Annotated in this window: 21 protein-coding genes; 12 read left to right on the top strand and 9 right to left on the bottom strand. The window is 70.9% G+C overall.

Annotated features, from left to right (window positions below):
• Nucleotides 1–50: 50 nt before the first annotated feature.
• Nucleotides 51–1,403 carry a glycoside hydrolase family 18 protein gene (locus tag ABTX78_RS27355; protein WP_352209460.1) on the top strand — a complete coding sequence of 451 codons (1,353 nt, stop codon included), beginning with the start codon at nucleotides 51–53 and terminating at the stop codon, nucleotides 1,401–1,403.
• 310 nt (nucleotides 1,404–1,713) lie between these two features.
• On the opposite strand, the gene ABTX78_RS27350 is transcribed toward ABTX78_RS27355, so the two are convergent.
• Both ABTX78_RS27350 and ABTX78_RS27345 read right to left on the bottom strand, forming a co-directional pair.
• Entirely contained in the window at nucleotides 1,714–1,911 is a 198-nt protein-coding gene (locus ABTX78_RS27350) for a hypothetical protein (protein WP_352209459.1), read from the bottom strand.
• A 152-nt stretch (nucleotides 1,912–2,063) separates the two neighbouring features.
• On the bottom strand, nucleotides 2,064–2,549 hold the full coding sequence (locus ABTX78_RS27345; RefSeq protein WP_352209458.1) for a cupin domain-containing protein: 486 nt from the start codon (nucleotides 2,547–2,549) through the stop codon (nucleotides 2,064–2,066).
• 82 nt (nucleotides 2,550–2,631) lie between these two features.
• On the opposite strand from ABTX78_RS27345, the gene ABTX78_RS27340 reads away from it, so the two are divergent.
• The 3 genes from ABTX78_RS27340 (at nucleotide 2,632) to ABTX78_RS27330 (ending at nucleotide 6,077) form a co-directional block, all read left to right on the top strand.
• Nucleotides 2,632–5,208 (top strand): discoidin domain-containing protein, encoded by a 2,577-nt coding sequence (locus ABTX78_RS27340; RefSeq protein WP_352209457.1) that lies wholly within the window; start codon nucleotides 2,632–2,634, stop codon nucleotides 5,206–5,208.
• Between the two features lie 242 nt (nucleotides 5,209–5,450).
• Nucleotides 5,451–5,720: a hypothetical protein gene (locus ABTX78_RS27335; protein WP_352209456.1), complete on the top strand. Its 270-nt coding sequence runs from the start codon at nucleotides 5,451–5,453 to the stop codon at nucleotides 5,718–5,720.
• Nucleotides 5,721–5,747: 27 nt separating this feature from the next.
• The gene (locus ABTX78_RS27330; protein WP_352209455.1) at nucleotides 5,748–6,077 is read left to right on the top strand and encodes a DUF4326 domain-containing protein; all 330 of its coding nucleotides are present in this window, start codon (nucleotides 5,748–5,750) and stop codon (nucleotides 6,075–6,077) included.
• Between the two features lie 137 nt (nucleotides 6,078–6,214).
• On the opposite strand, the gene ABTX78_RS27325 is transcribed toward ABTX78_RS27330, so the two are convergent.
• Entirely contained in the window at nucleotides 6,215–8,383 is a 2,169-nt protein-coding gene (locus tag ABTX78_RS27325) for a DEAD/DEAH box helicase (protein ID WP_352209454.1), read from the bottom strand.
• Between the two features lie 246 nt (nucleotides 8,384–8,629).
• On the opposite strand from ABTX78_RS27325, the gene ABTX78_RS27320 reads away from it, so the two are divergent.
• Nucleotides 8,630–9,211, top strand: a complete 582-nt coding sequence (locus ABTX78_RS27320; RefSeq protein WP_352209453.1) for a Uma2 family endonuclease — start codon at nucleotides 8,630–8,632, stop codon at nucleotides 9,209–9,211.
• 231 nt (nucleotides 9,212–9,442) lie between these two features.
• On the opposite strand, the gene ychF is transcribed toward ABTX78_RS27320, so the two are convergent.
• Nucleotides 9,443–10,531, bottom strand: a complete 1,089-nt coding sequence (gene ychF / locus ABTX78_RS27315; protein ID WP_313944338.1) for a redox-regulated ATPase YchF — start codon at nucleotides 10,529–10,531, stop codon at nucleotides 9,443–9,445.
• 184 nt (nucleotides 10,532–10,715) lie between these two features.
• On the opposite strand from ychF, the gene ABTX78_RS27310 reads away from it, so the two are divergent.
• Nucleotides 10,716–11,288 carry a DUF6542 domain-containing protein gene (locus tag ABTX78_RS27310; protein WP_352209452.1) on the top strand — a complete coding sequence of 191 codons (573 nt, stop codon included), beginning with the start codon at nucleotides 10,716–10,718 and terminating at the stop codon, nucleotides 11,286–11,288.
• A 37-nt stretch (nucleotides 11,289–11,325) separates the two neighbouring features.
• Here ABTX78_RS27310 and ppgK read toward each other — a convergent pair whose 3' ends face one another.
• Entirely contained in the window at nucleotides 11,326–12,066 is a 741-nt protein-coding gene (ppgK, locus tag ABTX78_RS27305) for a polyphosphate--glucose phosphotransferase (protein WP_352209451.1), read from the bottom strand.
• Between the two features lie 30 nt (nucleotides 12,067–12,096).
• Entirely contained in the window at nucleotides 12,097–13,101 is a 1,005-nt protein-coding gene (locus ABTX78_RS27300) for a 4-hydroxy-3-methylbut-2-enyl diphosphate reductase (protein WP_502993978.1), read from the bottom strand.
• Between the two features lie 79 nt (nucleotides 13,102–13,180).
• Here ABTX78_RS27300 and ABTX78_RS27295 point away from each other — a divergent pair, with 79 nt between their 5' ends.
• From ABTX78_RS27295 to ABTX78_RS27280, 4 genes are all read left to right on the top strand, one after another.
• Complete coding sequence (locus ABTX78_RS27295; protein ID WP_502993980.1) at nucleotides 13,181–14,605, top strand: APC family permease; 1,425 nt, start codon at nucleotides 13,181–13,183, stop codon at nucleotides 14,603–14,605.
• A gap of 39 nt (nucleotides 14,606–14,644) precedes the next feature.
• Nucleotides 14,645–15,853: an exodeoxyribonuclease VII large subunit gene (gene xseA / locus ABTX78_RS27290; protein WP_352209448.1), complete on the top strand. Its 1,209-nt coding sequence runs from the start codon at nucleotides 14,645–14,647 to the stop codon at nucleotides 15,851–15,853.
• A 29-nt stretch (nucleotides 15,854–15,882) separates the two neighbouring features.
• Nucleotides 15,883–16,122 carry an exodeoxyribonuclease VII small subunit gene (locus ABTX78_RS27285; RefSeq protein WP_352209447.1) on the top strand — a complete coding sequence of 80 codons (240 nt, stop codon included), beginning with the start codon at nucleotides 15,883–15,885 and terminating at the stop codon, nucleotides 16,120–16,122.
• Between the two features lie 126 nt (nucleotides 16,123–16,248).
• A complete protein-coding gene (locus ABTX78_RS27280) occupies nucleotides 16,249–16,839 on the top strand; it encodes a malonic semialdehyde reductase (RefSeq protein WP_352209446.1) in 591 nt (196 codons plus the stop codon).
• Nucleotides 16,840–16,965: 126 nt separating this feature from the next.
• Here the strand turns inward: ABTX78_RS27280 and ABTX78_RS27275 are convergent, their stop codons facing one another.
• Nucleotides 16,966–17,502, bottom strand: a complete 537-nt coding sequence (locus tag ABTX78_RS27275) for a DUF4245 domain-containing protein (protein ID WP_502993979.1) — start codon at nucleotides 17,500–17,502, stop codon at nucleotides 16,966–16,968.
• A gap of 133 nt (nucleotides 17,503–17,635) precedes the next feature.
• On the opposite strand from ABTX78_RS27275, the gene glpX reads away from it, so the two are divergent.
• Nucleotides 17,636–18,667, top strand: coding sequence for a class II fructose-bisphosphatase (glpX, locus tag ABTX78_RS27270; protein ID WP_352209444.1), 1,032 nt, complete (start codon nucleotides 17,636–17,638; stop codon nucleotides 18,665–18,667).
• Between the two features lie 162 nt (nucleotides 18,668–18,829).
• Here the strand turns inward: glpX and ABTX78_RS27265 are convergent, their stop codons facing one another.
• Both ABTX78_RS27265 and ABTX78_RS27260 read right to left on the bottom strand, forming a co-directional pair.
• Entirely contained in the window at nucleotides 18,830–19,180 is a 351-nt protein-coding gene (locus ABTX78_RS27265) for a WhiB family transcriptional regulator (RefSeq protein WP_352209443.1), read from the bottom strand.
• 152 nt (nucleotides 19,181–19,332) lie between these two features.
• Nucleotides 19,333–19,992, bottom strand: coding sequence for a DUF1707 SHOCT-like domain-containing protein (locus ABTX78_RS27260; protein ID WP_352209442.1), 660 nt, complete (start codon nucleotides 19,990–19,992; stop codon nucleotides 19,333–19,335).
• Between the two features lie 277 nt (nucleotides 19,993–20,269).
• Here ABTX78_RS27260 and ABTX78_RS27255 point away from each other — a divergent pair, with 277 nt between their 5' ends.
• On the top strand, nucleotides 20,270–21,967 hold the full coding sequence (locus tag ABTX78_RS27255; RefSeq protein ID WP_352209441.1) for a fumarate hydratase: 1,698 nt from the start codon (nucleotides 20,270–20,272) through the stop codon (nucleotides 21,965–21,967).
• Nucleotides 21,968–22,028: the final 61 nt, after the last annotated feature.

The raw sequence follows: 22,028 nt of genomic DNA, 5'->3' as shown, positions 1-22,028 counted from the left end.
GCACAACTCCGTTCACAAAACCTTCCGGCACACGCACAGGAATGAGTCCCATGCGTCGAAGAACCTTTGTCCGGACGGCTGTTGCAGCCTGTTCGCTCTCACTCCTCGCGGCGCTCGCCCCCGCCGCGTCGGCCGGCACCAACGCACCGGCGCCCGCCGCGGCCGACCAGAGCCACGGCGGCCCCTCGTACAAGCGCGTCGGCTACTTCACCCAGTGGGGCGTCTACGGCCGGGACTTCCAGGTCCAGGACATGGACACCAGCGGCCAGGCCGCCAAGCTCACGCACATCAACTACGCCTTCGGCAACGTGAACGCCGAGGGCAAATGCTTCACCGGGAACATCCCCGGAGAGGCCGACGCCTGGGCGGACTACGCCCGCCCGCTCGACGCGGAGAACTCGGTGGACGGCGTCGCCGACACCGCCGAACAGCCGCTCGCGGGCAACTTCAACCAGCTGCGGGAGCTCAAGGCCAAGCATCCCGGCCTCAAGGTGATGATCTCCCTGGGCGGCTGGAGCTGGTCCACCCACTTCTCCGACGCGGCCCGCACACCCGCCTCCCGCAAGGCGTTCGTCTCCTCCTGCATCGACCTCTACATCAAGGGCAACCTGCCGGTGGACGGCGCGCGCGGCGGCGCGGGCGCGGCGGCCGGGCTCTTCGACGGCATCGACCTCGACTGGGAGTGGCCCGGTTCGGCGGGCGACACGGACACGGTCTACCGCCCCGAGGACAAGCGGAACTTCACCGCCCTGGTGCACGAGTTCAGGACACAGCTGGACGCGTACGCCAAAACGCAGAAGAAGCGCAAGCACTACGAGCTGAGCGCCTTCGTGCCGACCGCGCCCGAGAAGATCGACGCGGGCTTCGAGGTCCACAAGATCATGCGGGACTTCGACTTCGTCAACCTCCAGGGCTACGACTTCCATGTGTCCGGCGAGAAGACCACGGCGCAGCAGTCCGCGCTGTTCGCCAGAAACGACTTCAGCGTCGACCAGACGGTGCGCGACTGGCAGCGCCGCGGTGCCCCGGCCGGCAAGCTGGTGGTGGGCATGCCGTTCTACGGCCAGGGCTGGACGGGCGTGACGGGCGGCGGTGACGGCCTGAACCAGCAGGCGACCGCTCCCGCGCCCGCGACCTGGGCCGCCGGGTACGAGGACTACAAAGCCCTCAAGAAGCTGGCCGACGCGGGCACGTACACCGTGCACCGCGACCGGCGCGGCGGACACGCCTGGCTCTTCGACGGCACCACCCTGTGGACGTACGACGACCCGCAGGTGCTGCGCACCAAGTCCTCGTACATCCGTGACAGGGGTCTGGGTGGCGCCATGTTCTGGTCCCTGGACGGGGACACCGCGAACGGCGAGCTGATGACGGCCGTCGACCGCGGGCTCTCGCGCCGCTAGCGGCGCGCGGGCGGAACACGCGGAAGCCGGCGTCCGGGCCATGACAGCCCGGGCGCCGGCTTCGTGTGCGCAGGCGCCGGGTTCGCGTTCGCGTTCGCTTCGGCAGGGTTTATCCGTTGCGGCGGCAGGGTTCGTGTTCGCATCGGCGGGTTCGCCCGTCGCGGCGGCAGGGATCGTGTTCGCATCGGCGGGTTCGCCCGTCGCGGCGGCAGGGATCGTGTTCGCATCGGCGGGTTCGCCCGTCGCGGCGGCAGGGTTCGCGTTCGCGTAGGCCGGGTTCGCCCTCGCGGCGACCGGGTCCCGCCCGCGGTCACGCCCCCGAATCGTCCGGCGGCGGCACCGACGTCAGTCCGAGAGCGCGCCGTGCGGAGACCTCGGTCGCCTGGACCAAGGTGTCCTCGCCCCGCAGAGCGTGGTCCCAGAAGGAGTCCTCCCCCTGGGCGCGGGCGGCCTTGTCCCAGTGGGCGCGTGCCCGGCCGCACACGATCGGGGGCGGGAGGGGCAACACCCCGGCCCGCCCTCGCGTTTGTCCGGATCGTGCGTTCAGTGGGCCTGTTCAGCCGGTCTGTTCATGATGTCTGGCGGGCCCGTCTGTTCATGCCGTCCGGCGGGCCGGTCTGTTCCTGCCGTCCGGCGGGCCCGCCGGCTCATGCCGTCCGTTCATTCCGTCCAGAACGTGTCGTGCCGGAGGTAGAACTCCGCCTGGTCCTCCGGCGACCACTCGGTCGCCACCTCCGCGACCTTCTCGAAGTACTCCTCGCGCGGCGCCCCCGGCGTGAACAGGATCAGCATCGACGCCGGGTCGTCGGACTCGTTGCGGAAGGCGTGCAGTCCGCCCTGCGGAACGTAGAGGAAGTCACCTGCCGTCCCGTCGATCCAGCTCTCGCCGTCGAACAGCCGCACCGTCCCCGAGATGACGAAGAACGACTCCGAGATCGACTTGTGGAAATGCGTCCTCGGACCACCGCCCCTCGGCGCCATGTCCATCCGGTAGAGCCCGAACTCACCGCCGGTGGCCGCGCCCGTGGCGAGGTAGTGCGTACGGCTGCCGCTCGCGGACACCACGTCGGCGGCGGTGTCCACGGGGCGGAACGTCGCGGATGTCTCGCCCTTCTCGCCCAGGTACTTCGGGTCCGGGTACGACATGTCCCTCACGTCTCCTCACGGTCGACCGGTCACCCAGCGCGTCCTCCCCCGCTCGGGACCGTCCGAAAAATAGGGTCCTGCGATGAGCCTCTCGCGGATCTCCCCACTCGCACCACTGGTCGCGAGCGCCCTGATCGCCACGGCCTTCCCGGCCTTCCCCGCCGTCTCGTACGCCGGGACCGGGACAGGGCCCGCGCGGCCCGCGTCCGTGGCCTGCGAGCGCGACACCGATCCCGCCTGGGCACCCACGTCCACCACGCCCGACGCGGCCGGGGACAACCACGCGTACACCGGAAACGGATATCTCGGCACCCGGGTACCGCCTCTCGGTTCAGGCTATGCCGAGAGCGCGGCCGAGACCGGCTGGCCGCTGTTCACGCCCCGCTACGACGGGTCCTTCGCCGCCGGGCTGTACGCGCACAACCCCGATACCACCGCCGACCGTCAGGTCCTCGCGGCCCTGCCCACCTGGACGACACTCGACGTACAGGTGGGGGACGAGACCTTCGGACCGGCCTCGCGGATCTCCGGTTACCGCCAGACCGTCTTCCGGCGCTGCGGTCTCGTGCGCACCTCGCTGACCTGGACGACCGCCGACGGCCGGAAGACGGACCTGGTCCTCGACGTCGTCACCGACCGGTCCGATCCGCACACGGCAGCCGTACGCCTGCGGCTCACCCCGCACGGGGGCGGCGAGCCGGAGGTCACCGACCGGCTCGACTGGCGCGGTGCCCGCCGGGTCACCCGCACCGGCGAGAACACCTTCCGCACGGACGGGACGGCGACGGACGGCGCGGTCGTCACGACCCTTCGCCGTGCGCGGCACGGCGCCGTCCGCGAGTACGTCAAGTACGTCGGCGTCGACACCTCGCTCACCTCGCCGGATCCCCGGCGCTCCGCCCGGGCCGCCGCGCGGCGGGCCGCCGACCGCGGCTGGCAGCAGCTCATGGACGCCAACACCGCGGCCTGGTCGACACTCTGGGCGGCGGACGTGCTCACCCCCGGCCGGCCCGAGCTGCAGACCTGGCTGCGCTCGGCGCAGTACGGCCTGTTGGCGAGTTCTCGCCGAGGTTCCTCCGACAGTCTCGCGCCGACCGGTCTGACGAGCGACAATTATGCGGGGCTGATCTTCTGGGACGCGGAGACCTGGATGTATCCGGGCCTGCTCGCCACCCGCCCGGAGCTGGCGCGCTCGGTCGTCGACTACCGCCACCGCACCCGCGAGGCAGCCGCCGAGAACGCCGCCAAGCTCGGCTTCAAGGGCCTGTTCTACCCCTGGACCAGCGGTGGGGAGGGCGCCCTCTGGTCCGAGTGCCAGAGCTGGAATCCGCCGCACTGTCTCACCCAGAACCACCTCCAGGGCGATGTCTCCCTGGCCGTCTGGCAGTACTACCTGGCCACCGGCGACCGCGACTGGCTGCGCGAGCGGGGCTGGCCGCTGCTGAAAGGCGTCGCCGAGTTCTGGGTCTCGCGCGTCACCGCCAACCCGGACGGCAGCTACTCCGTCAAGGACGTGGCCGGCCCCGACGAGTACAGCAACGGCGTCGACGACGGGGTCTTCACCAACGCCGGTGCGGCGACCGCCCTGCGCCATGCGATCCGCGCCGCCGCGCTCCTCGGCGAGAGCGCGCCGCCGCAGTGGCGGAGGACGGCGGACGGTCTGCGCATTCCCTACGACCCGCGGCGGAAGATCTTCCTCCAGTACGCCGGGTACAACGGCTCGCGGATCAAGCAGGCCGACACCGTGCTGCTGACCTACCCGCTCGAATGGCCGATGGAAAAGGGCGCGGGCGCGGCCACCCTCGACTACTACGCGGAGCGCACCGACCCCGACGGCCCCGCGATGACCGACTCGGTCCATGCCATCGACGCGGCGGAGATCGGCGAGCCGGGCTGCTCGGCGTACACCTATCTTCAGCGCTCGATCAGGCCGTTCGTCCGCGGCCCGTTCGCCACGTTCGCCGAGGCCCGGGGCGACAAGGCGGGGGCCGACGATCCGCTCGCGGGCTCGCCTGCGCAGGACTTCCTCACCGGAAAGGGCGGCTTCCTTCAGGTCTTCACGCACGGGCTCACGGGCCTGCGGCTGCGGGAGGACGGGGTGCGGATCGCCCCGATGCTGCCGCCGCAGCTGGCGAGCGGTGTCACCCTGCGGGGCCTTCGCTGGCAGGGGCGTACGTACGACATCGCGCTCGGCGCGCGCCGGACGACGGTACGGCTGACGCAGGGCGAGCCGTTCACGCTGCACACCCCCGCCGGACCGGTCCTGCTGAAGGACACGGTCACCCTGCCCACGCGCCGCCCGGACGTCGCGCCGACGGACAACGCGGCGCGGTGCGTCACGGCGACCGCGTCCTCGGAGGAGCCCGGTATGTACGCGGCCGCGGCGGTGGACGGCAGTGGGGCGACGGCCTGGGTGCCGGACGGCGCGACCGGGACGCTGACCGCGGACCTCGGCCGCCCGACGGCGCTCGCGTCGGTGACCCCGCGGTGGACCGAGGTGCGCCCCGCCGCGTACACCGTCGAGGCGTCGAAGGACGCCGTGCACTGGGCGCCGTTCAGGGTGGGCGCCGCGGTGCGGCACATCCGGGTGACGGTGCGCTCGAAGGACGCGGAGAAGCCCGCGGGGGTACGGGAGTTGACGGCGCGTCGCAAGGGCTGAGGTGGGTGGGTGTCAGCGGCCGCGCAGGGCCTCCGCCGTGCTGCGGGTGCGCTCGCGCGGCAGGATCTCGTGTACGCCGACCGGGAAGGCCGATCGTCGACGACGAGGTGGCGGGCCACGAGGTCCGCCACCTCGGGGCTGCCCATCCGGACGACCGCGTGGCCGCGGACTCGCGAGGTGACCCGGCGAGCGCCGGATCGACGTGTCCGAACACCGCGCCCGCCGTCATCACCGTCCGACGGATGACCATCCGCGTCCTGTCCAGCCTCACCGCCGGGTGCGCGTGCGGAGACCGGTGCCGGCCACCGGCTGCTGATCGCCCGGCGCCCGTCGAGTACGCCCGACTCGGCGAGCAGGAACGTACCCGTACACGCGGATGCGACAGGCGTCCCCCGGCCTCGCGCACCGGACACAAGCCGTCGTACGGCCGCCGCGCCCGGACCGCCGACACGATCGAGCAGGGCGTCCGGGCGGCGTTCCGCGAGCACTCCGGCGTCTTCACCTGGCAGTAACGGCCCGGACGACGGAGGATCCACTCCATGACCGGAACGACCGTCGTCAATCTCAAGGGCCACCGCGACGACCCCGACTACGCGGACGTCGTCTATGTCGGCAGGCCCATGCACCGCGGGGGCTGGCACCTCGCCGGATCCCCGCTGGCGAGCCCCTTCCGGCCGGGGAAGGACGGCACCCGCGAGGAGGTGGTCGCGATGTACCGGGACCATCTGCTGTCCCGGCCGGACCTGTTGGCGATGCTTCCGGAGCTGCGTGGGCGCAGGCTCGGCTGCTGGTGCGTGCCGGAGCGCTGCCATGCGGAGGTCGTGGCGGAACTGGCGGACGCGGGTTACGGCGCTGATGGTGGCGGGTGACGGTGGCGGTGCGGGCAGGCGGGGCGCCGGCGGGAGGCGGTACGGGAGGGTCGCCGCTGGCGGGGAGGGACGGTCGCCGGCGGCGGGGCGGGCCGGTTGCCGGCGGCGGGGCGGTGAGTTCGCAGCGCCTCAGCCCCTCAGCCCCGAGCCGCGAGCCGCCGCTGTTCCTCCTCGACGATCTGCCGGGCCAGTGATCCGTCCGAGATGTCGATCGCGTCGGGAGTGGCCTCCGCGACGTCGCTGCGGCGCGCGTAGGCGTCGAACAGCCGTGACTTGTTCTCCAGGATCTCCAGCATCCGCTTGTCCACCCCGCTCGTGGCGAGCAGCCGGTGCACCTGCACGGCGCGGACCTGCCCCATCCGATGCGCGCGTGCCACCGCCTGGTGCTCGATGGTCGGCTTGATCTGCGGCTCGCAGATGATCACGACGGAGGCCGCCTGCAGATTGAGCCCGACCCCGCCGGCCTCGATCTGGGCGAGGAGCACGGCATGCCCGGCCACCGCACTGAACTCGTCCACGATGTTCTGGCGCCGCCCGGGCGGCACGCTCCCGGAGATCGGGCCGTACGCCTGCGGACCCAGCGCCTCCCCCACCGTCTCCAGCACATCGCGGAAGTAGGAGAAGACCAGCACCTTCAGCCCGTTGTCCGCCGCCTCGGCCACCAGCTCGCGCAACCGCTGGAGCTTCGCCGACTGCTCCGCGTGGACGTACGCCGCCCTGCGCATCGCCATGAAGTTGCCCGCGTCCACGGCCTCCGCGTAGGCGTCCAGATCCGCGGCGCTGAGTTCCTCCCACTCATCGGTGTGCAGCAGGCTGGGCAGCTCGGTGAGTACGTCCTCCTGGTTGCGCCGCAGATAGCACGGCGCCACCGCCCTGCGGAACGCTCGCGAGCCGACGGCACCCTCGACTCCCCCGATCTCGGGGGCCAGTTCGGGCTGGAGGTGGCGTACGAGACTGCGGAACTCCGCCACCCGGTTCTCCATGGGCGTCCCCGTGAGAAAGAGGACCCGCTCGCAGGGGGCGGCCCACTCGGCCACGGTCCTCGACCGCCGGGCCCCGGGGTTCTTCACGTAGTGCGCTTCGTCGACGACCAGCATGCCCAGCTCCCCGACGCCCGGGACGGGGAAGCCGCGCAGGGCGTCGTACGTCGTGACGGCGACACCGCCGCCGTCCTTCCATTCCGCGAACGCCTCCTGCCGGTCCGGACCGTGCAGCGGAACCGCCCGCAGGGCGCTGCGCGCCGAGACCTCCCGCGTCCAGTTGATCAGCACGCTCGCCGGGCACACCACCATGAAGTGGCGCTGCCCGGTCGCGGCGAGGTGCGCCAGGGCGGCGATGGCCTGGATGGTCTTGCCGAGGCCCATCTCGTCGCCGAGGACGACGCGGCGCTGAGCCAGTACGAAGCGCGCGCCGAAGGACTGGTAGCCGCGCAACGAGACCCGGCGGAGGCTGTCGTCGAGCGGCTGCGCGCGCACCCGCTCGGCCACCTCACCGGGCAGGAACCCCTCCGCCGCCGCGAGGTCGGGCCCACGGCCCGCGATCTCGGCCAGCAGGCTGTAGTACTCGGCGGAACGCAGCTCGAAGTCGACCCAGGCCTCGATGTCGTCGGCGGGAGCACGCAGCAGGTCGACGGAGGCCTGCCCGAGCAGTACGGGTACGTCGTGGCTCCCGGCCTCCTCGGTCACCGCGAGGATCTCGGCGAGCGCGGCGTGGACCCGCTCCCGCCGCTCCTGCCCGGCGAGCCACATCCGCAGCCGCCCAGCGGCCGGCGCGGCCTCCACGAGCAGCGGCCCGAGCCGCCGGTCCAGCGCCTCGGCGGCGTCGACGGCCCGCCGCGCGTCGGGACCGGCCTCGACGAGCCGGTGCAGGGCGACGACGAGCGCGGAGGTGCGGGGCTCGGGGTTGTCGACGTCGATACGGACGGCGACGGTCTCCCCGACGGCCTCGGCGATCTGCCGGGCGGCGGCGAGCGCCTGATCGGCTGTCTGCTGCCCGACCCCGGGGATCTGCCGCAGCCGGTACCGGTCGGCCGCCAGCACGTCCCCCACGGAGCGGTACCCGGCCGCCTCGATGACACCGAGCCTCAGCCGCCCCTCGGTGACGTCCTTGAGCCGCGCGACCGGTATCTCCGCGAGCTCGCGGCCGGCCAGCTCGTCGTGCAACGGAGCGAGGGCGCCCCGGACGGCCTCGACGGCCCGCCGATGATCCCCGAGGACGCTTTGCGCGGCCCGATGCAGCGCGGCCGCATCCCCCAACACCTCCCGCGCCCGCCGCCCACCCGGTCCGGACCCCGCACTCACTGCCATGCCGCCCCTCGGTGCGTTTCTGCCACTGCGTGGCCGGCATCTTTCCACGAGGGGTGGGGGCTACGTACGACTACCGTCAGGACCATGACCACAGTGCCCGCCTGGATGCGCCCGCCGCGCGCGGAAGGCTGGTTCGCGGAGGAACCTGGACCGACTCCCCGAGGCACCCCGCCACACGGAGTTGAACGACGGAGGGTGGAGCAGCACACTCCCCCTCGTGACGGCCACAATCGCTAGGGTTGTCCCATGACCGCACTGCCCGACTGGATGCGCCCGCCACGCGCGGAAGGCTGGTTCGCGGAGGACCTGGACCGACTCCCCGAGGCACCCCGCCACACCGAGCTCATCGACGGAGCCCTCGTCTTCATGATGTCGCCCCAGAGGTGGTGGCACGGCCACCTCGTCACCATGCTCACCGTCGCCCTCATGGATCAGATGCCGGCCGATGTCAGAGTCGGCCGCGAGATGACCATCAAGCTCGACTCGCGCAACCGCCCCGAGCCTGACCTTCTGGTGACCACGGCCGCGTACGAAGACGACCGCACCTGGTTCGCGCCGGATGAAGTCCGACTCGTCATCGAGGTCGTCTCCCCCGAATCCGCCCACCGCGACCGCACGGTCAAGCTCCGCAAGTACGCAGAAGCCGGCATCTCGCACTACTGGTGCGTCGAGGACGAGAACGGGGCGCCCGTCGTGCACGTCTACGAGCTCGACGAACCAACCAGCGCCTACGCGCCCGCGGGCATCTTCCGGGGTACCCTCCGGCGCCCGGTGCCCTTCGAGATCAACCTGGACCTCGACAAGCTCACACCGCCCCGGAACAGCTGAAGTCAGCACCACATCAGCACCGGTAACGCGTTCAGCCGGTCAGATGCCACCGGAGGTCGCCACCCCATTGTCCGGGCGGCGGCCGCGCCGGACTGTCAGTGGCGGCTGCTTACTGACGTCACGTCTGCATCCATCACTCATCCGGCGCGGTGACGACGAAGGGGCCGACTCCGGAGAGCCGACCCCTTCCGACACGCTTGCGCAATCACCGCACAGGTGGTGACACATCGGTTACACGTTGAAGCGGAACTCCACCACATCCCCGTCCTGCATCACATACTCCTTGCCCTCCATCCGCGCCTTCCCCTTCGCGCGCGCGTCCGCCACCGAGCCCGTCTCCACCAGGTCTTCGAACGAGATGACCTCCGCCTTGATGAAGCCCTTCTGGAAGTCCGTGTGGATCACACCCGCCGCCTCCGGAGCCGTCGCGCCCTTCTTGATCGTCCAGGCGCGGGACTCCTTCGGGCCCGCCGTCAGGTACGTCTGGAGGCCCAGCGTCCGGAAGCCCACGTGCGCCAGCGTGGCGAGGCCCGGTTCCTCCTGGCCCACCGACTGGAGGAGTTCGAGCGCCTCCTCGTCGTCGAGTTCCGCGAGGTCCGACTCCAGCTTCGCGTTGAGGAAGATCGCTTCCGCCGGGGCGACCAGCGCGCTCTGCTCCGCCTTGAACGTGTCGTCCGTCAGCTCGTCCTCGTCGACGTTGAAGACGTAGAGGAACGGCTTGGTGGTGAGGAGGTGCAGGTCGTGCAGGAGCTCCTCGTTGCCGGAGCCCTGGACGATGCCCGCCGAGAAGAGCGTGTCGCCCTTCTCCAGGATCTCCTTGGCCTCCTCGACCGCCTTGACCTTCGGCGCGATGTCCTTCTTGATCCGCGATTCCTTCTGCAGGCGCGGCAGGACCTTCTCGATGGTCTGGAGGTCGGCCAGGATCAGCTCGGTGTTGATCGTCTCGATGTCGTCCTTCGGCGAGACCTTGCCGTCGACGTGGACGACGTTCTCGTCCTTGAAGGCGCGGATGACCTGGCAGATCGCGTCGGACTCCCGGATGTTCGCCAGGAACTTGTTGCCCAGGCCCTCGCCCTCGCTCGCGCCGCGCACGATGCCGGCGATGTCGACGAAGTCCACCGTCGCCGGGAGGACCCGCTGGGAGGAGAAGATCTCCGCCAGCTTGGTCAGGCGCGGGTCGGGGACGCCGACCACGCCGACGTTCGGCTCGATGGTGGCGAACGGGTAGTTGGCCGCCAGCACGTCGTTCTTGGTCAGGGCGTTGAACAGGGTCGACTTGCCGACATTCGGCAGGCCGACGATTCCGATCGTGAGCGACACGTTGGCGACTTCCTGAAGTGAGGACTGGCGATGGGCGCCCGGCCCGATGGTGGGCCGATCCCCCAGTTTACGGGCGGCCCCGGCCGCGCAGCGACGGGTGCCGGGAGTCGAACTCTTCGCCAAGGTCACCCAAAGGGCGTGTCCTGTGCCTGATTCCTCCCCGCTCGCAACCTACGTTGGTCGGGTGGAGCAGCACAGGACGAGCAACCCCCGGCGCCGGCAGCGCCCGCAGGCACCCCTTTCGCCTCCCGGGCCCCTCTCCCCGCAGGTCGCGGACGGCCCCGCCGTGTACGGGGTACGGCCGACGCGTCCCGCACGCAACGTGCCCCCCGTGGTCCTCGCCCTGCGCAGACTGCCCAACCCCCGGCTGACGGGTATCGGCGGCGGACTCTTCGCGTCCACCACCATGCTGGTGCTCGGCTCGCTCGTCCGGCTGCTGTTCGACGGTTCCGCCGTGGTCTACGGGGTGCTCTTCCTGCCCGTGTGCGCGCTGACCGCGCTCTGGGTGCGCGAGGCGGACCTGGTGACCGCCCCGATCAGTGTGCCCATCGCCTTCGCCACCGGGATCGTGCCGATCTCGGGCGGTGAGGGCGGGGTCGGCGGCCAGGTCATGGCGGTCGTCACCTCGCTCGCCGTGCACGCCGGCTGGCTGTACGGCGGAACGCTCGTGGCGGGGCTGATCACCTGCGTACGCAAGGTGCGGGCGATGTCACGACGCAAGCGCCGCACCAGGCCCGCACCCCCGCCCCGCCGCTAGAGCTTGTCTTCGAAGGACCTTCGGGACCGCCGCGGCGTCACTTGCTCGCCGACGCCATCGCCGCGCCCACGATGCCCGCGTTGTTCTGCAGCTCCGCCGGGACGATCTCCGCCCTGATCTCCTCGATCAGCGGCACGAACCGGTCGGCCTTGCGGCTGACGCCGCCGCCGATGATGAACAGCTCGGGCGAGAACAGCATCTCCACATGGGCCAGGTACTTCTGCACCCGGTGCGCCCACTGGTGCCAGCTCAGGTCCTCGTCCTCCTTGACCTTCGTCGACGCGTGCTTCTCCGCGTCGTGACCGTGCAGCTCCAGATGGCCGAGCTCGGTGTTGGGTACGAGCCGGCCGTCGATGAAGAGGGCGCTGCCGATGCCCGTACCGAAGGTCAGCAGCATCACGACCCCCTTGCGGCCGCGGCCCGCGCCGAAGGTCATCTCCGCCACGCCCGCCGCGTCCGCGTCGTTCAGCAGGGTCACGCCGACGCCGCCGAGACGCTCGTTGAGCAGTCCGGCCGCGTCCACGTCGATCCAGGCCTTGTCCACGTTGGCCGCGGTGCGGGTGATGCCGCTCGTCACCACGCCGGGGAACGTCACGCCCACCGGCCCCGACCAGTCGAAATGACGCACCACTTCGACGACGCCGTCCACCACCGCGTCCGGCGTCGCCGGATGCGGGGTCAGCACCTTATGTCGTTCCTGTGTCAGGTCACCGCGCTCCAGATCCACGGGTGCGCCCTTGATGCCCGATCCGCCGATGTCCACTCCGAACACGTTCATGGACACAACGTTACGGGCAGGGCCCGTCGCTTACTCCCCGGACGCCCGACCCGACAGCTTCGCTGCCTCCGCGCGCAGATCGCGCCGCAGCTCCTTGGGCAGCGAGAAGGTGATGGACTCCTCGGCGGCCTTCACGATCTCGACGTCCTCGAAACCGCGCTGCGACAGCCACTCCAGCACGCCTTCGACCAGTACGTCCGGTACGGACGCGCCGGAGGTGACGCCGACGGTGGCGACGCCCTCCAGCCAGGCCTCGTCGATCTCGTCCGCGAAGTCGACCAGGTGGGCGGCGCGTGCGCCGGCGCCGAGGGCGACCTCGACGAGCCGGACGGAGTTCGAGGAGTTCTTCGAGCCGACCACGATGACCAGGTCGGCCTCGGCGCCCATCTGCTTGACCGCGATCTGGCGGTTCTGGGTGGCGTAGCAGATGTCGTCGCTGGGCGGGGAGATCAGCTGCGGGAACTTCTCCTTCAGCTTGTCCACCGTCTCCATCGTCTCGTCGACGGACAGCGTGGTCTGGGAGAGCCAGACGACCTTCGACTCGTCGCGCACCTCGATGCCTGCGACATCGTCCGGGCCGTCGACCAGGGTGATGTGGTCGGGGGCCTCGCCGGAGGTGCCGATGACCTCCTCGTGGCCGTCGTGGCCGATGAGCAGGATGTCGTAGTCCTCGTCGGCGAAGCGGACCGCTTCCTTGTGAACCTTGGTGACGAGCGGGCAGGTCGCGTCGATGGTGGCGAGCTTGCGCTCCGCGGCCTCGTCGTGGACGACCGGGGCGACGCCGTGCGCGGAGAACATCACGATCGATCCCTCGGGGACCTCGGCCGTCTCCTCGACGAAGATCGCGCCCTTCTTCTCGAGGGTCTGCACGACGTATTTGTTGTGGACGATCTCGTGGCGGACGTAGATCGGTGAGCCGTACTGCTCAAGGGCCTTCTCAACAGCGATCACGGCGCGGTCCACGCCCGCGCAGTAGCCACGGGGAGCGGCGAGGAGGACGCGGCGGGCAGGAGGCGTAGCAGTCATGCCCCCCATCGTAAGGCCGCCCAGAAGAGGCGGGAGATCACCGCCCGGAGGAAGACTGATGAACGGTACGCGACGGACGGAGGGCGGGATGGCCGCGGCGGATGTGTCCCGGTCGGACGGGACGGGGAGCGGTCCGGACGGCAAGGGCGGCACGGATCAAGGGAGCTCAGGGCTGCGGCGCAGTCTCGGCTTCCGTGACCTCATGGTCTACGGGCTGCTGTTCATCGCACCCATGGCGCCCGTCGGCATCTTCGGCACCCTGGACGCGAAGTCGAACGGCGCGGTGGCGCTCGTCTACGTCGTGGCCACGATCGCCATGGCGTTCACCGCATCGAGTTACGCGCAGATGGTGCGGGTCGCCCCGCAGGCAGGCTCGGTCTTCACCTATGCCCGCAAGGGGCTGGGCGAGGGGCCGGGCTTCATCGCCGGGTGGATGGCGATGCTCGACTATCTGCTGATCCCGGCCGTCGCCTACCTCTTCTCGGGGATCGCCCTGGAGGCGCTGATCCCCGAGGTGGACCGGTGGGTGTGGACGGGGATCGCGGTCGTGGTGACCACGCTCCTCAATCTGTGGGGTGTGCGGGCGGCGGCCCGGGTGGGGTTCGCGGTGCTGGCGATGGAGATCGTCGTGCTGCTGGTCTTCGCGGTGTCCGCGGTGGTGGTGCTCGCCCGGGACGGCGCGCAGCGCGGCTGGCTGTCACCGTTCACCGGGGACGCGGGCTTCTCGATGGCGGCGGTGCTCAGCGCGGTCTCGGTGGCGGTGCTGTCGTATCTGGGATTCGACGCGATCGCCTCGTTCGCGGAGGAGGTCACCGGCGGATCGCGGAAGGTGGCCAGGGCGGTGCTGCTCTGCCTGGGCCTCGCGGGTTTCCTGTTCGTGGCGCAGACCTATCTCGCCGCGCTGCTCGAACCGGTGTCGTCGGCCGAGCTGGCCGCCGACCCGGCGGCGCAGGGTTCGGCGTTCTACGACGCGGTGGACGCCTCGGTGGGCACCTGGCTGCACGATCTGGTGGCGGTGAGCAAGGCGATCGGCGCGGCGTTCGCGGCGCTGGCCGCGCAGGCGGCGGCCGGCCGGCTGCTGTTCGCCATGGGCCGGGACCGGCGGCTGCCGCACGTCCTGTCGCGCACCGACTCGGGCGTGCCGCGGGTCGCGCTGCTGCTGGCGGCCGCGGTGACGATGGCCGCGGCGGTGTGGGCGGCGCGGCTCGACGACGGCCTGGACCAGCTGGTGTCGGTGGTCGACATCGGGGCGCTCACGGCGTTCGTGCTGCTGCACGCGAGTGTCGTCGGATGGTTCGTCGTGCGCCGGGCGGAGGGCCGCCCGGACCGGCTGCGGCATGTGCTGGTGCCGGTGGTCGGCACGGCCGTGCTGCTCCTGGTGATCGCCGAGGCGGCCGGCTCGGCGCAGCTGGTGGGCGCCGTCTGGCTGGGGGTGGGACTGGTGGTCCTCGTGGTCCAGCGGAGGCGCCCGCGCACCCCCCTGCCCGCCGCGGAGTCACGCCGCGTGCCGTGACGGGCGGTGTTGTCGTACGCGGCCGATACGCTCGCCCGTATGGCTCTGAACACGTCAGCGGACGCGCCCCTGCCGGTCGGCGAGGTGTCCCGGCTGATCGGCGGGTGGATCGACCGGCTCGGCGCGGTCTGGGTGGAGGGGCAGATCACCCAGCTGTCGCGGCGGCCGGGAGCGGGCGTCGTCTTCCTGACCCTGCGCGATCCCTCGTACGACATCTCGGTGAGCGTGACCTGCTTCCGGGAGGTCTTCGACGCGGTCGCGGACGTCGTGGCGGAGGGCGCCCGGGTCGTGGTCCACGCCAAGCCCGAGTGGTACGCCCCGCGCGGACAGCTGTCGCTGCGTGCCGTGGAGATACGGCCGGTCGGCATCGGCGAGCTGCTGGCCCGGCTGGAGCAGCTGAAGCGCACGCTGGGCACCGAGGGGCTGTTCGCACAGGATCGGAAGCGGCCGCTGCCGTTTCTGCCGCACCGGGTGGGCCTGGTGGTCGGCCGGGCGTCCGCCGCGGAGCGCGACGTCCTGGAGAACGCCCGCCGTCGCTGGCCCGCGGTCCGCTTCGAGGTGCGCAACGTGGCCGTGCAGGGCGTGCACGCGGTCTCCCAGGTGGTCCACGCGGTCAAGGAGCTGGACAGCCTCCCGGACGTAGACGTGATCATCGTGGCCCGCGGTGGCGGCAGTGTGGAGGACCTGCTGCCGTTCTCGGACGAGCAGCTGGTGCGCGCCGTCTCCGAGTGCCGCACCCCGGTGGTGTCGGCGATCGGGCACGAGCCGGACTCGCCGCTGCTGGACCTGGTGGCGGACCTGCGGGCGTCCACGCCGACGGACGCGGCGAAGAAGGTCGTGCCGGACGTCGGCGAGGAGCTGGAGCGGGTGCGGCAGCTGCGGGACCGCGCACTGCGGACGGTGCAGGCACTGCTCGACCGCGAGGAGCGGGGGCTGGCGCACGCGCTGGCCCGTCCGGTGATGGAGCATCCGCAGCGGATGGTGGAGGAGCGCGGGGCCGAGGTGGACGCGCTGGTCGCGCGCAGCCGGCGGGTGCTCGGACATCTGCTGGACCGCGCGGACTCCGAGCTGTCGCACACCCGGGCGCGGGTCCTGTCGCTGTCGCCGGCGGCGACCATGGAGCGCGGGTACGCGGTGCTCCAGCGCACGGACGGGGCGGTCGTCAGCTCGCCCGACGATGTGGCGGCGGGTGAGGAGCTGCGGGCGCGGGTCTTCGAGGGCGAGTTCGCGGTACGGGTGTCCGAGTGAGTACGAACGGGGCGAATAGGGTGGGCGGCATGGCAGCCAGGACGGAAGAGAGCACGCTCGGCTACGAGCAGGCACGGGACGAGCTGATCGAGGTCGTGCGCCGCCTGGAGGCGGGCGGTACGACGCTCGAGGAGTCGCTGGCGCTGTGGGAGCGCGGCGAGGAGCTGGCCAAGGTCTGCCGCCACTGGCTGGAGGGCGCCCGCGCCCGTCTGGACGCGGCTCTGTCCGGCGGCGAGGACGGGGACGGCTCCGCCGATTCCGACGACTGAGCAGGTCAGCGGGGTGCGGGGTGTGAGTCGGATCACGATTCGCGAGTAGTTGAAATTTAACCTACCTGGGCAGGGTTAACCCCCGCGTACCGAACACACCCTGCACCACCGGAAGGTTCGACCAGCATGACTCTCGTTCTCGACTCCGCAGCCCAGGATCTCCTGTTCCGCGAGGCCCGCACGGCCAACACGTTCACCGACGAGCCGGTGACCGAGGATCAGGTGCAGGCGATCTACGACCTGGTCAAGTACGGCCCCACGGCCTTCAACCAGAGCCCCCTGCGGGTCGTCCTGGTCCGCTCCGAGGAGGCCCGCGAGCGCCTGGTGAGCCACATGTCCGAGGGCAACCGGCCGAAGACCGCCACCGCCCCGCTCGTCGCGATCCTCGCCGCGGACAACGAGTTCCACGAGGAGCTGCCGACCCTGTTCCCGCACTTCCCGCAGGCCAAGGACGCCTTCTTCGCCGAGCGCCCGGTCCGTGAGCACGCCGCCGGTCTCAACGCCGCCCTCCAGGCCGCGTACTTCATCGTCGGCGTCCGCGCCGCCGGTCTGGCCGCCGGCCCCATGACGGGCTTCGACTTCGCGGGCGTGCAGAAGGAGTTCCTGGACGACGACCACACGCCGTTGATGATCGTGAACATCGGCAGGCCCGGCGAGAACGCGAGCTTCCCGCGGTCGCCGCGGCTGGCGTACGAGGACGTCGTGACGACCGTCTGACCGCACGGGTCACAGCGGAAGGCCGCCGCACCCTCTCAGGGGTGCGGCGGCCTTTCGCCTGTCCGCCTCAGAACGGATCCACCGTCAGAGGCCTGTCTCAGAACATTTCCGTCCGGGCGCTGCGCCTCAGGGCTTCGCGGACGGCGCCGGCGCCTTCTCGACCTCCAGTGCCGCGGCCATCTCCGCCAGTCGCGCCATCGACGCCGTTCCCGTCACCACGGTCGTGGAGCCCTTGTCCTCGCGCACCAGCGCGTCGTACTTCGCACCCTCCCAGCGCTGCCAGGTCACGCCGTTCACCTGCTGGGTCTTCTCGGTCCGCTCGGCGCGCTGGCTGACCTTCGCGGCGTACGTGCGAGCGGGCTCGGTCGACTGCTCCACCGCGACGTACTCGCCGTCCGGGTCGAGGAAGCCCAGGTGCCAGGCGTCGGCGGCGGTCCGCGCGTACGTCGCCGACGTCGGCTTCCACTCCTTCGGCAGGCCCTGGGGCGCCGCCACCGGATAGGGTGCCGCTCGCCGTGCCGTCAGCAATTCGACCCGGTAGTCGACCGCCTTGACCGGATCCGCTGTGTCGTCGTGCGGAATGAACACATAGATCACCGCGACGACGGCTCCGATCACCGCCATCGACAGCACCATGTCGCGCACTGTCTGTCTGCCTCGCATACCTGCCACGCCCCCCATGGTCGCATCCGGGGTGCGTGCTCAAACGTGGCCCCCACTGCTCATTTTGTCGACGTACCGATAGAGTCGCAGCACCCTCTATTCCGGCCGTCGTCGTACAGAAAGGTGCGCTCCGATGACCGACAACAATCTGCCGTCCCAGCTCGAGGTCTCTCCTGAGGCTCCCGACCGCAACCTGGCCCTGGAGCTCGTCCGGGTCACCGAGGCCGCCGCCATGGCCGCGGGCAGGTGGGTCGGCCGCGGCGACAAGATCGGTGCCGACGGAGCGGCCGTCAAGGCCATGCGGACCCTCGTCTCCACCGTCTCGATGAACGGCATCGTCGTCATCGGTGAGGGCGAGAAGGACGAAGCCCCCATGCTCTTCAACGGCGAGCGCGTCGGCGACGGGACCGGCGCCGAGGTCGACATCGCCGTCGACCCGATCGACGGCACCACGCTCAACGCCAAGGGCATGCCCAACGCCATCGCCGTACTCGCCGCCGCCGACCGCGGCACCATGTTCGACCCGTCGGCGGTCTTCTACATGGACAAACTGGTCACCGGCCCCGAGGCCGCGGACTTCGTGGACATCAACGCCCCGGTCTCGGTGAACATCCGCCGCGTCGCCAAGGCCAAGCACTCCGCGCCCGAGGACGTCACGGTCGTCATCCTGGACCGCCCCCGCCACGAGGGCATCGTCAAGGAGATCCGCGAGACCGGCGCACGCATCAAGTTCATCTCGGACGGCGATGTCGCCGGCTCGGTGATGGCCGTACGCGAGGGCACCGGCGTCGACATGCTGATGGGCATCGGCGGCACCCCCGAGGGCATCATCTCGGCCTGCGCGATCAAGTGCCTCGGCGGCACGATCCAGGGCAAGCTCTGGCCGAAGGACGACGCGGAGCGGCAGCGGGCGCTCGACGCGGGCCACGACCTGGACCGGGTGCTGCACACCACCGACCTGGTCAGCGGGGACAACGTCTTCTTCGTCGCCACCGGCATCACCGACGGCGAACTGCTGCGCGGGGTGCGCTACCGCTCGGAGACGGCCACGACGCAGTCCCTGGTGATGCGCTCCAAGTCGGGCACGATCCGCCAGATCGACTCCACGCACCGGCTCTCGAAGCTGCGCGCGTACAGCCAGGTGGACTTCGACCGGGCGCAGTGAGCCGGACGCAGTGAGCCGCGGCGCGGTGCGGATGCGCCGCGGCTCCTGAACCGGGCACGCGGTACACCGCGGTGGTACGGCGGAGCGGCAGCGAAAGGGGCGCCCCATGTGCGGGGGCGCCCCTTTTCGTCTGTCCGTCCGTCCTTGTCCGTCCGCGTCGTCTCAGGCCGCAGACTGCGACTTCTTGACCTCGACCTCGCGCCGCCTGCGCCTGGCCAGCACCACCCGGCGCTCCGCCGCGGTCAGGCCGCCCCACACGCCGTACGGCTCGGGCTGGAGCAGTGCGTGCTCCCGGCACTCGACCATCACCGGACAGCGGGCGCAGACCCGCTTCGCGGCCTCCTCGCGCGACAGCCGTGCGGCGGTCGGTTCCTTCGAGGGGGCGAAGAACAGCCCGGCCTCGTCCCGACGGCACACCGCGTCCGCGTGCCAGGGTCCGTCCTGATCCGACCTGGCGGCTCGCTGGGCCGGAACGGCGGTGACCTGCAAGGACTGGTAAGGCAGCTGCAGCACGGTCTACTCCTGACGACGGCTTCGCGAGCGAGAGACGATGCAGCACTCCCTACCCGCTGTGCGCACTCCTATTCACTGCGTGGCACCGCGGTGCTACGGCGCGGAACGGCGCAGCAGCGCGCGTGGCCGAAAATCGCCCATGGGACCAGCCGTCAGCGGAAGTGTTTGCGCAGGCGATCGTGGAGGTCGGAGACCCGTCGGCCGCGTTTCGGCTTGGCTTCGACATTGCCGAAAACCGAGTACCCGTTGACGACGACCACCGGCGCCTCGGGATCGGCCGACTCCAGGGTGAGCACTTCGAAGTTGCCGAAGAAGCCGGTGCCGCTGCCGCGCAGCGAGATGTTCTCGGGGACCCGCACCTCGACATTGCCGAAGAGGGACGTCGCGTTGATCACCGTGAGCCGCTGTTCGAACAGTGCCTCGGTGAGGTCGATCTCGATGCTCCCGAAGAGCGAGAAGGCGTTGGTGCGGCGGCCGACGCGCCAGCGACCCTTGCGCACGGAGCTGGAGAAGACGGCGATCAGGTTCTCGGCGGGCCCGGCGGGCGCTTCCGGCCCGTAGGCGTACGCACCGGACTCGCCGCCCTTCCGGGTCGCGGGCAGATCCTGGACCAGCGGTTCGAGTTCGCCGACGGTCTTGGCCCGGTAGGCGGCGTCGATCCGCTCGGCATGCTCCTCGGCGTCCAGCCGGCCCTCCGCCAGGGCGTCCCGGAGGATGTCGGCGATCCGGTCCCGGTCGGCGTCGGACGCGCGGATCCCCGCGCCGGGCTCCGCGGGGACGACGGGCTTCTGGGGCTGCTTTTCGAGGTCCACGGAACCAGCGTAGCGAAACGCGATAGATCGCGACTAGGGGTAGTGGGGCGGGCGCGTCACGCCGCTCGGGCTCCCGGGCGGCGCTCGCGGCTCGGGCGCGCCGGGGGGCAGTGATGCGGACGCGCCCCGCGGACCCGGGTGTCGGGTGTCGGGTGCCGGGCGGCGGGTGCCGGGTGAGCCTTACCTCACAAGCCCGGGGCCCGAGGGCCGTTCTACGCTGGGGAGCGCGCTGCCAATGGAGGTGGCGCTGCTGTCTGCCGAGTGAGGAATGGCCGTAATGCCCCCTGTCTCCCGCCAACCCGGCCCCGAGTACGCGTACTCCGATCTGCTCCCGCTGGGAGAGGACACCACGCCCTACCGGCTGGTGACCGCCGAGGGCGTCTCCACCTTCGAGGCCGACGGCCGTACCTTCCTCAAGGTCGAGCCCCAGGCGCTGCGCACGCTCGCCGCCGAGGCCATGCACGACATCTCGCACTACCTGCGGCCCGCCCACCTCGCCCAGCTGCGCCGGATCGTGGACGACCCGGAGGCCTCCTCCAACGACAAGTTCGTGGCGCTCGACCTGCTGAAGAACGCGAACATCGCCGCCGCCGGCGTGCTGCCCATGTGCCAGGACACCGGCACGGCCATCGTGATGGGCAAGCGCGGCCAGAACGTCCTCACCGAGGGCGGCGACGAGGAAGCCCTCTCCCACGGCATCTACGACGCCTACACCAAGCTCAACCTGCGCTACTCGCAGATGGCTCCGCTCACCATGTGGGAGGAGAAGAACACCGGGTCCAACCTGCCGGCCCAGATCGAGCTGTACGCGACCGACGGCGGCGCGTACAAGTTCCTGTTCATGGCCAAGGGCGGCGGCTCCGCCAACAAGTCGTTCCTCTACCAGGAGACCAAGGCCGTCCTGAACGAGGCCTCCATGATGAAGTTCCTGGAGGAGAAGATCCGTTCGCTGGGCACGGCCGCGTGCCCGCCGTACCACCTGGCCATCGTCGTCGGCGGCACCAGCGCCGAGTTCGCGCTGAAGACCGCCAAGTACGCCTCCGCCCACTACCTCGACGAGCTGCCCGCCGAGGGCTCCCCCACGGGGCACGGCTTCCGTGACAAGGAGCTGGAGGAGAAGGTCTTCGAGCTCACGCAGAAGATCGGCATCGGCGCGCAGTTCGGCGGCAAGTACTTCTGCCACGACGTCCGGGTCGTCCGGCTCCCCCGCCACGGTGCGTCGCTGCCCGTCGCCATCGCCGTCTCCTGCTCGGCGGACCGCCAGGCCACCGCGAAGATCACCGCGGAGGGCGTGTTCCTGGAGCAGCTGGAGACCGACCCGGCGCGCTTCCTCCCCGACACGACGGACGAGCACCTCGGCGAGTCCGCCGAGGAGGGTGACGTCGTGAAGATCGACCTCAACCGGCCCATGGACGACGTCCTCGCCGAGCTGACCAAGTACCCGGTCAAGACCCGGCTCTCGCTGACCGGCCCGCTGGTCGTGGCGCGCGACATCGCGCACGCCAAGATCAAGGAGCGGCTGGACGCGGGCGAGGACATGCCGCAGTACCTCAAGGACCACCCGGTGTACTACGCCGGTCCGGCGAAGACCCCCGAGGGCTACGCCTCCGGCTCCTTCGGCCCGACGACGGCCGGCCGGATGGACAGCTACGTCGAGCAGTTCCAGGCGGCGGGCGGCTCCAAGGTCATGCTGGCCAAGGGCAACCGCTCGAAGCAGGTGACGGACGCGTGCGGCACGCACGGCGGCTTCTACCTGGGCTCCATCGGCGGACCGGCCGCGCGGCTCGCGCAGGACTGCATCAAGAAGGTCGAGGTCGTCGAGTACGAGGAGCTCGGCATGGAAGCCGTCTGGAAGATCGAGGTGGAGGACTTCCCGGCCTTCATCGTGGTCGACGACAAGGGCAACGACTTCTTCACGGAGCCCGCTCCCGCGCCGACGTTCACCTCCATCCCGGTGCGCGGCCCCGGCCTGTAAGCGGCCGGCTTCCCGCCCGCGGCACGGCTTCCCGTTCCCCGCACCCGAGGACGGTGCGGGG

The organism is Streptomyces sp. NPDC096193, assembly GCF_040302905.1.
GTDB lineage: Bacteria > Actinomycetota > Actinomycetes > Streptomycetales > Streptomycetaceae > Streptomyces.
This window is presented reverse-complemented; position numbering and strand designations above follow the sequence as displayed.

Coding starts and splice junctions, on each gene's coding strand:
- ABTX78_RS27355 (WP_352209460.1), top strand. CDS start 51: ATGCGTCGAAGAACCTTTGTCCGGACGGCTGTTGCAGCCTGTTCGCTC.
- ABTX78_RS27325 (WP_352209454.1), bottom strand. CDS start 8,383: ATGGCAGTGAGTGCGGGGTCCGGACCGGGTGGGCGGCGGGCGCGGGAG.
- ABTX78_RS27255 (WP_352209441.1), top strand. CDS start 20,270: ATGCCCCCTGTCTCCCGCCAACCCGGCCCCGAGTACGCGTACTCCGAT.
- ABTX78_RS27300 (WP_502993978.1), bottom strand. CDS start 13,101: ATGGGGGGCATGACTGCTACGCCTCCTGCCCGCCGCGTCCTCCTCGCC.
- ABTX78_RS27330 (WP_352209455.1), top strand. CDS start 5,748: ATGACCGGAACGACCGTCGTCAATCTCAAGGGCCACCGCGACGACCCC.
- ABTX78_RS27275 (WP_502993979.1), bottom strand. CDS start 17,502: ATGCGAGGCAGACAGACAGTGCGCGACATGGTGCTGTCGATGGCGGTG.
- xseA (WP_352209448.1), top strand. CDS start 14,645: ATGGCTCTGAACACGTCAGCGGACGCGCCCCTGCCGGTCGGCGAGGTG.
- ABTX78_RS27285 (WP_352209447.1), top strand. CDS start 15,883: ATGGCAGCCAGGACGGAAGAGAGCACGCTCGGCTACGAGCAGGCACGG.
- glpX (WP_352209444.1), top strand. CDS start 17,636: ATGACCGACAACAATCTGCCGTCCCAGCTCGAGGTCTCTCCTGAGGCT.
- ABTX78_RS27280 (WP_352209446.1), top strand. CDS start 16,249: ATGACTCTCGTTCTCGACTCCGCAGCCCAGGATCTCCTGTTCCGCGAG.
- ABTX78_RS27340 (WP_352209457.1), top strand. CDS start 2,632: ATGAGCCTCTCGCGGATCTCCCCACTCGCACCACTGGTCGCGAGCGCC.
- ABTX78_RS27345 (WP_352209458.1), bottom strand. CDS start 2,549: ATGTCGTACCCGGACCCGAAGTACCTGGGCGAGAAGGGCGAGACATCC.
- ABTX78_RS27295 (WP_502993980.1), top strand. CDS start 13,181: ATGGCCGCGGCGGATGTGTCCCGGTCGGACGGGACGGGGAGCGGTCCG.
- ABTX78_RS27320 (WP_352209453.1), top strand. CDS start 8,630: ATGACCGCACTGCCCGACTGGATGCGCCCGCCACGCGCGGAAGGCTGG.
- ppgK (WP_352209451.1), bottom strand. CDS start 12,066: ATGAACGTGTTCGGAGTGGACATCGGCGGATCGGGCATCAAGGGCGCA.
- ABTX78_RS27335 (WP_352209456.1), top strand. CDS start 5,451: ATGACCATCCGCGTCCTGTCCAGCCTCACCGCCGGGTGCGCGTGCGGA.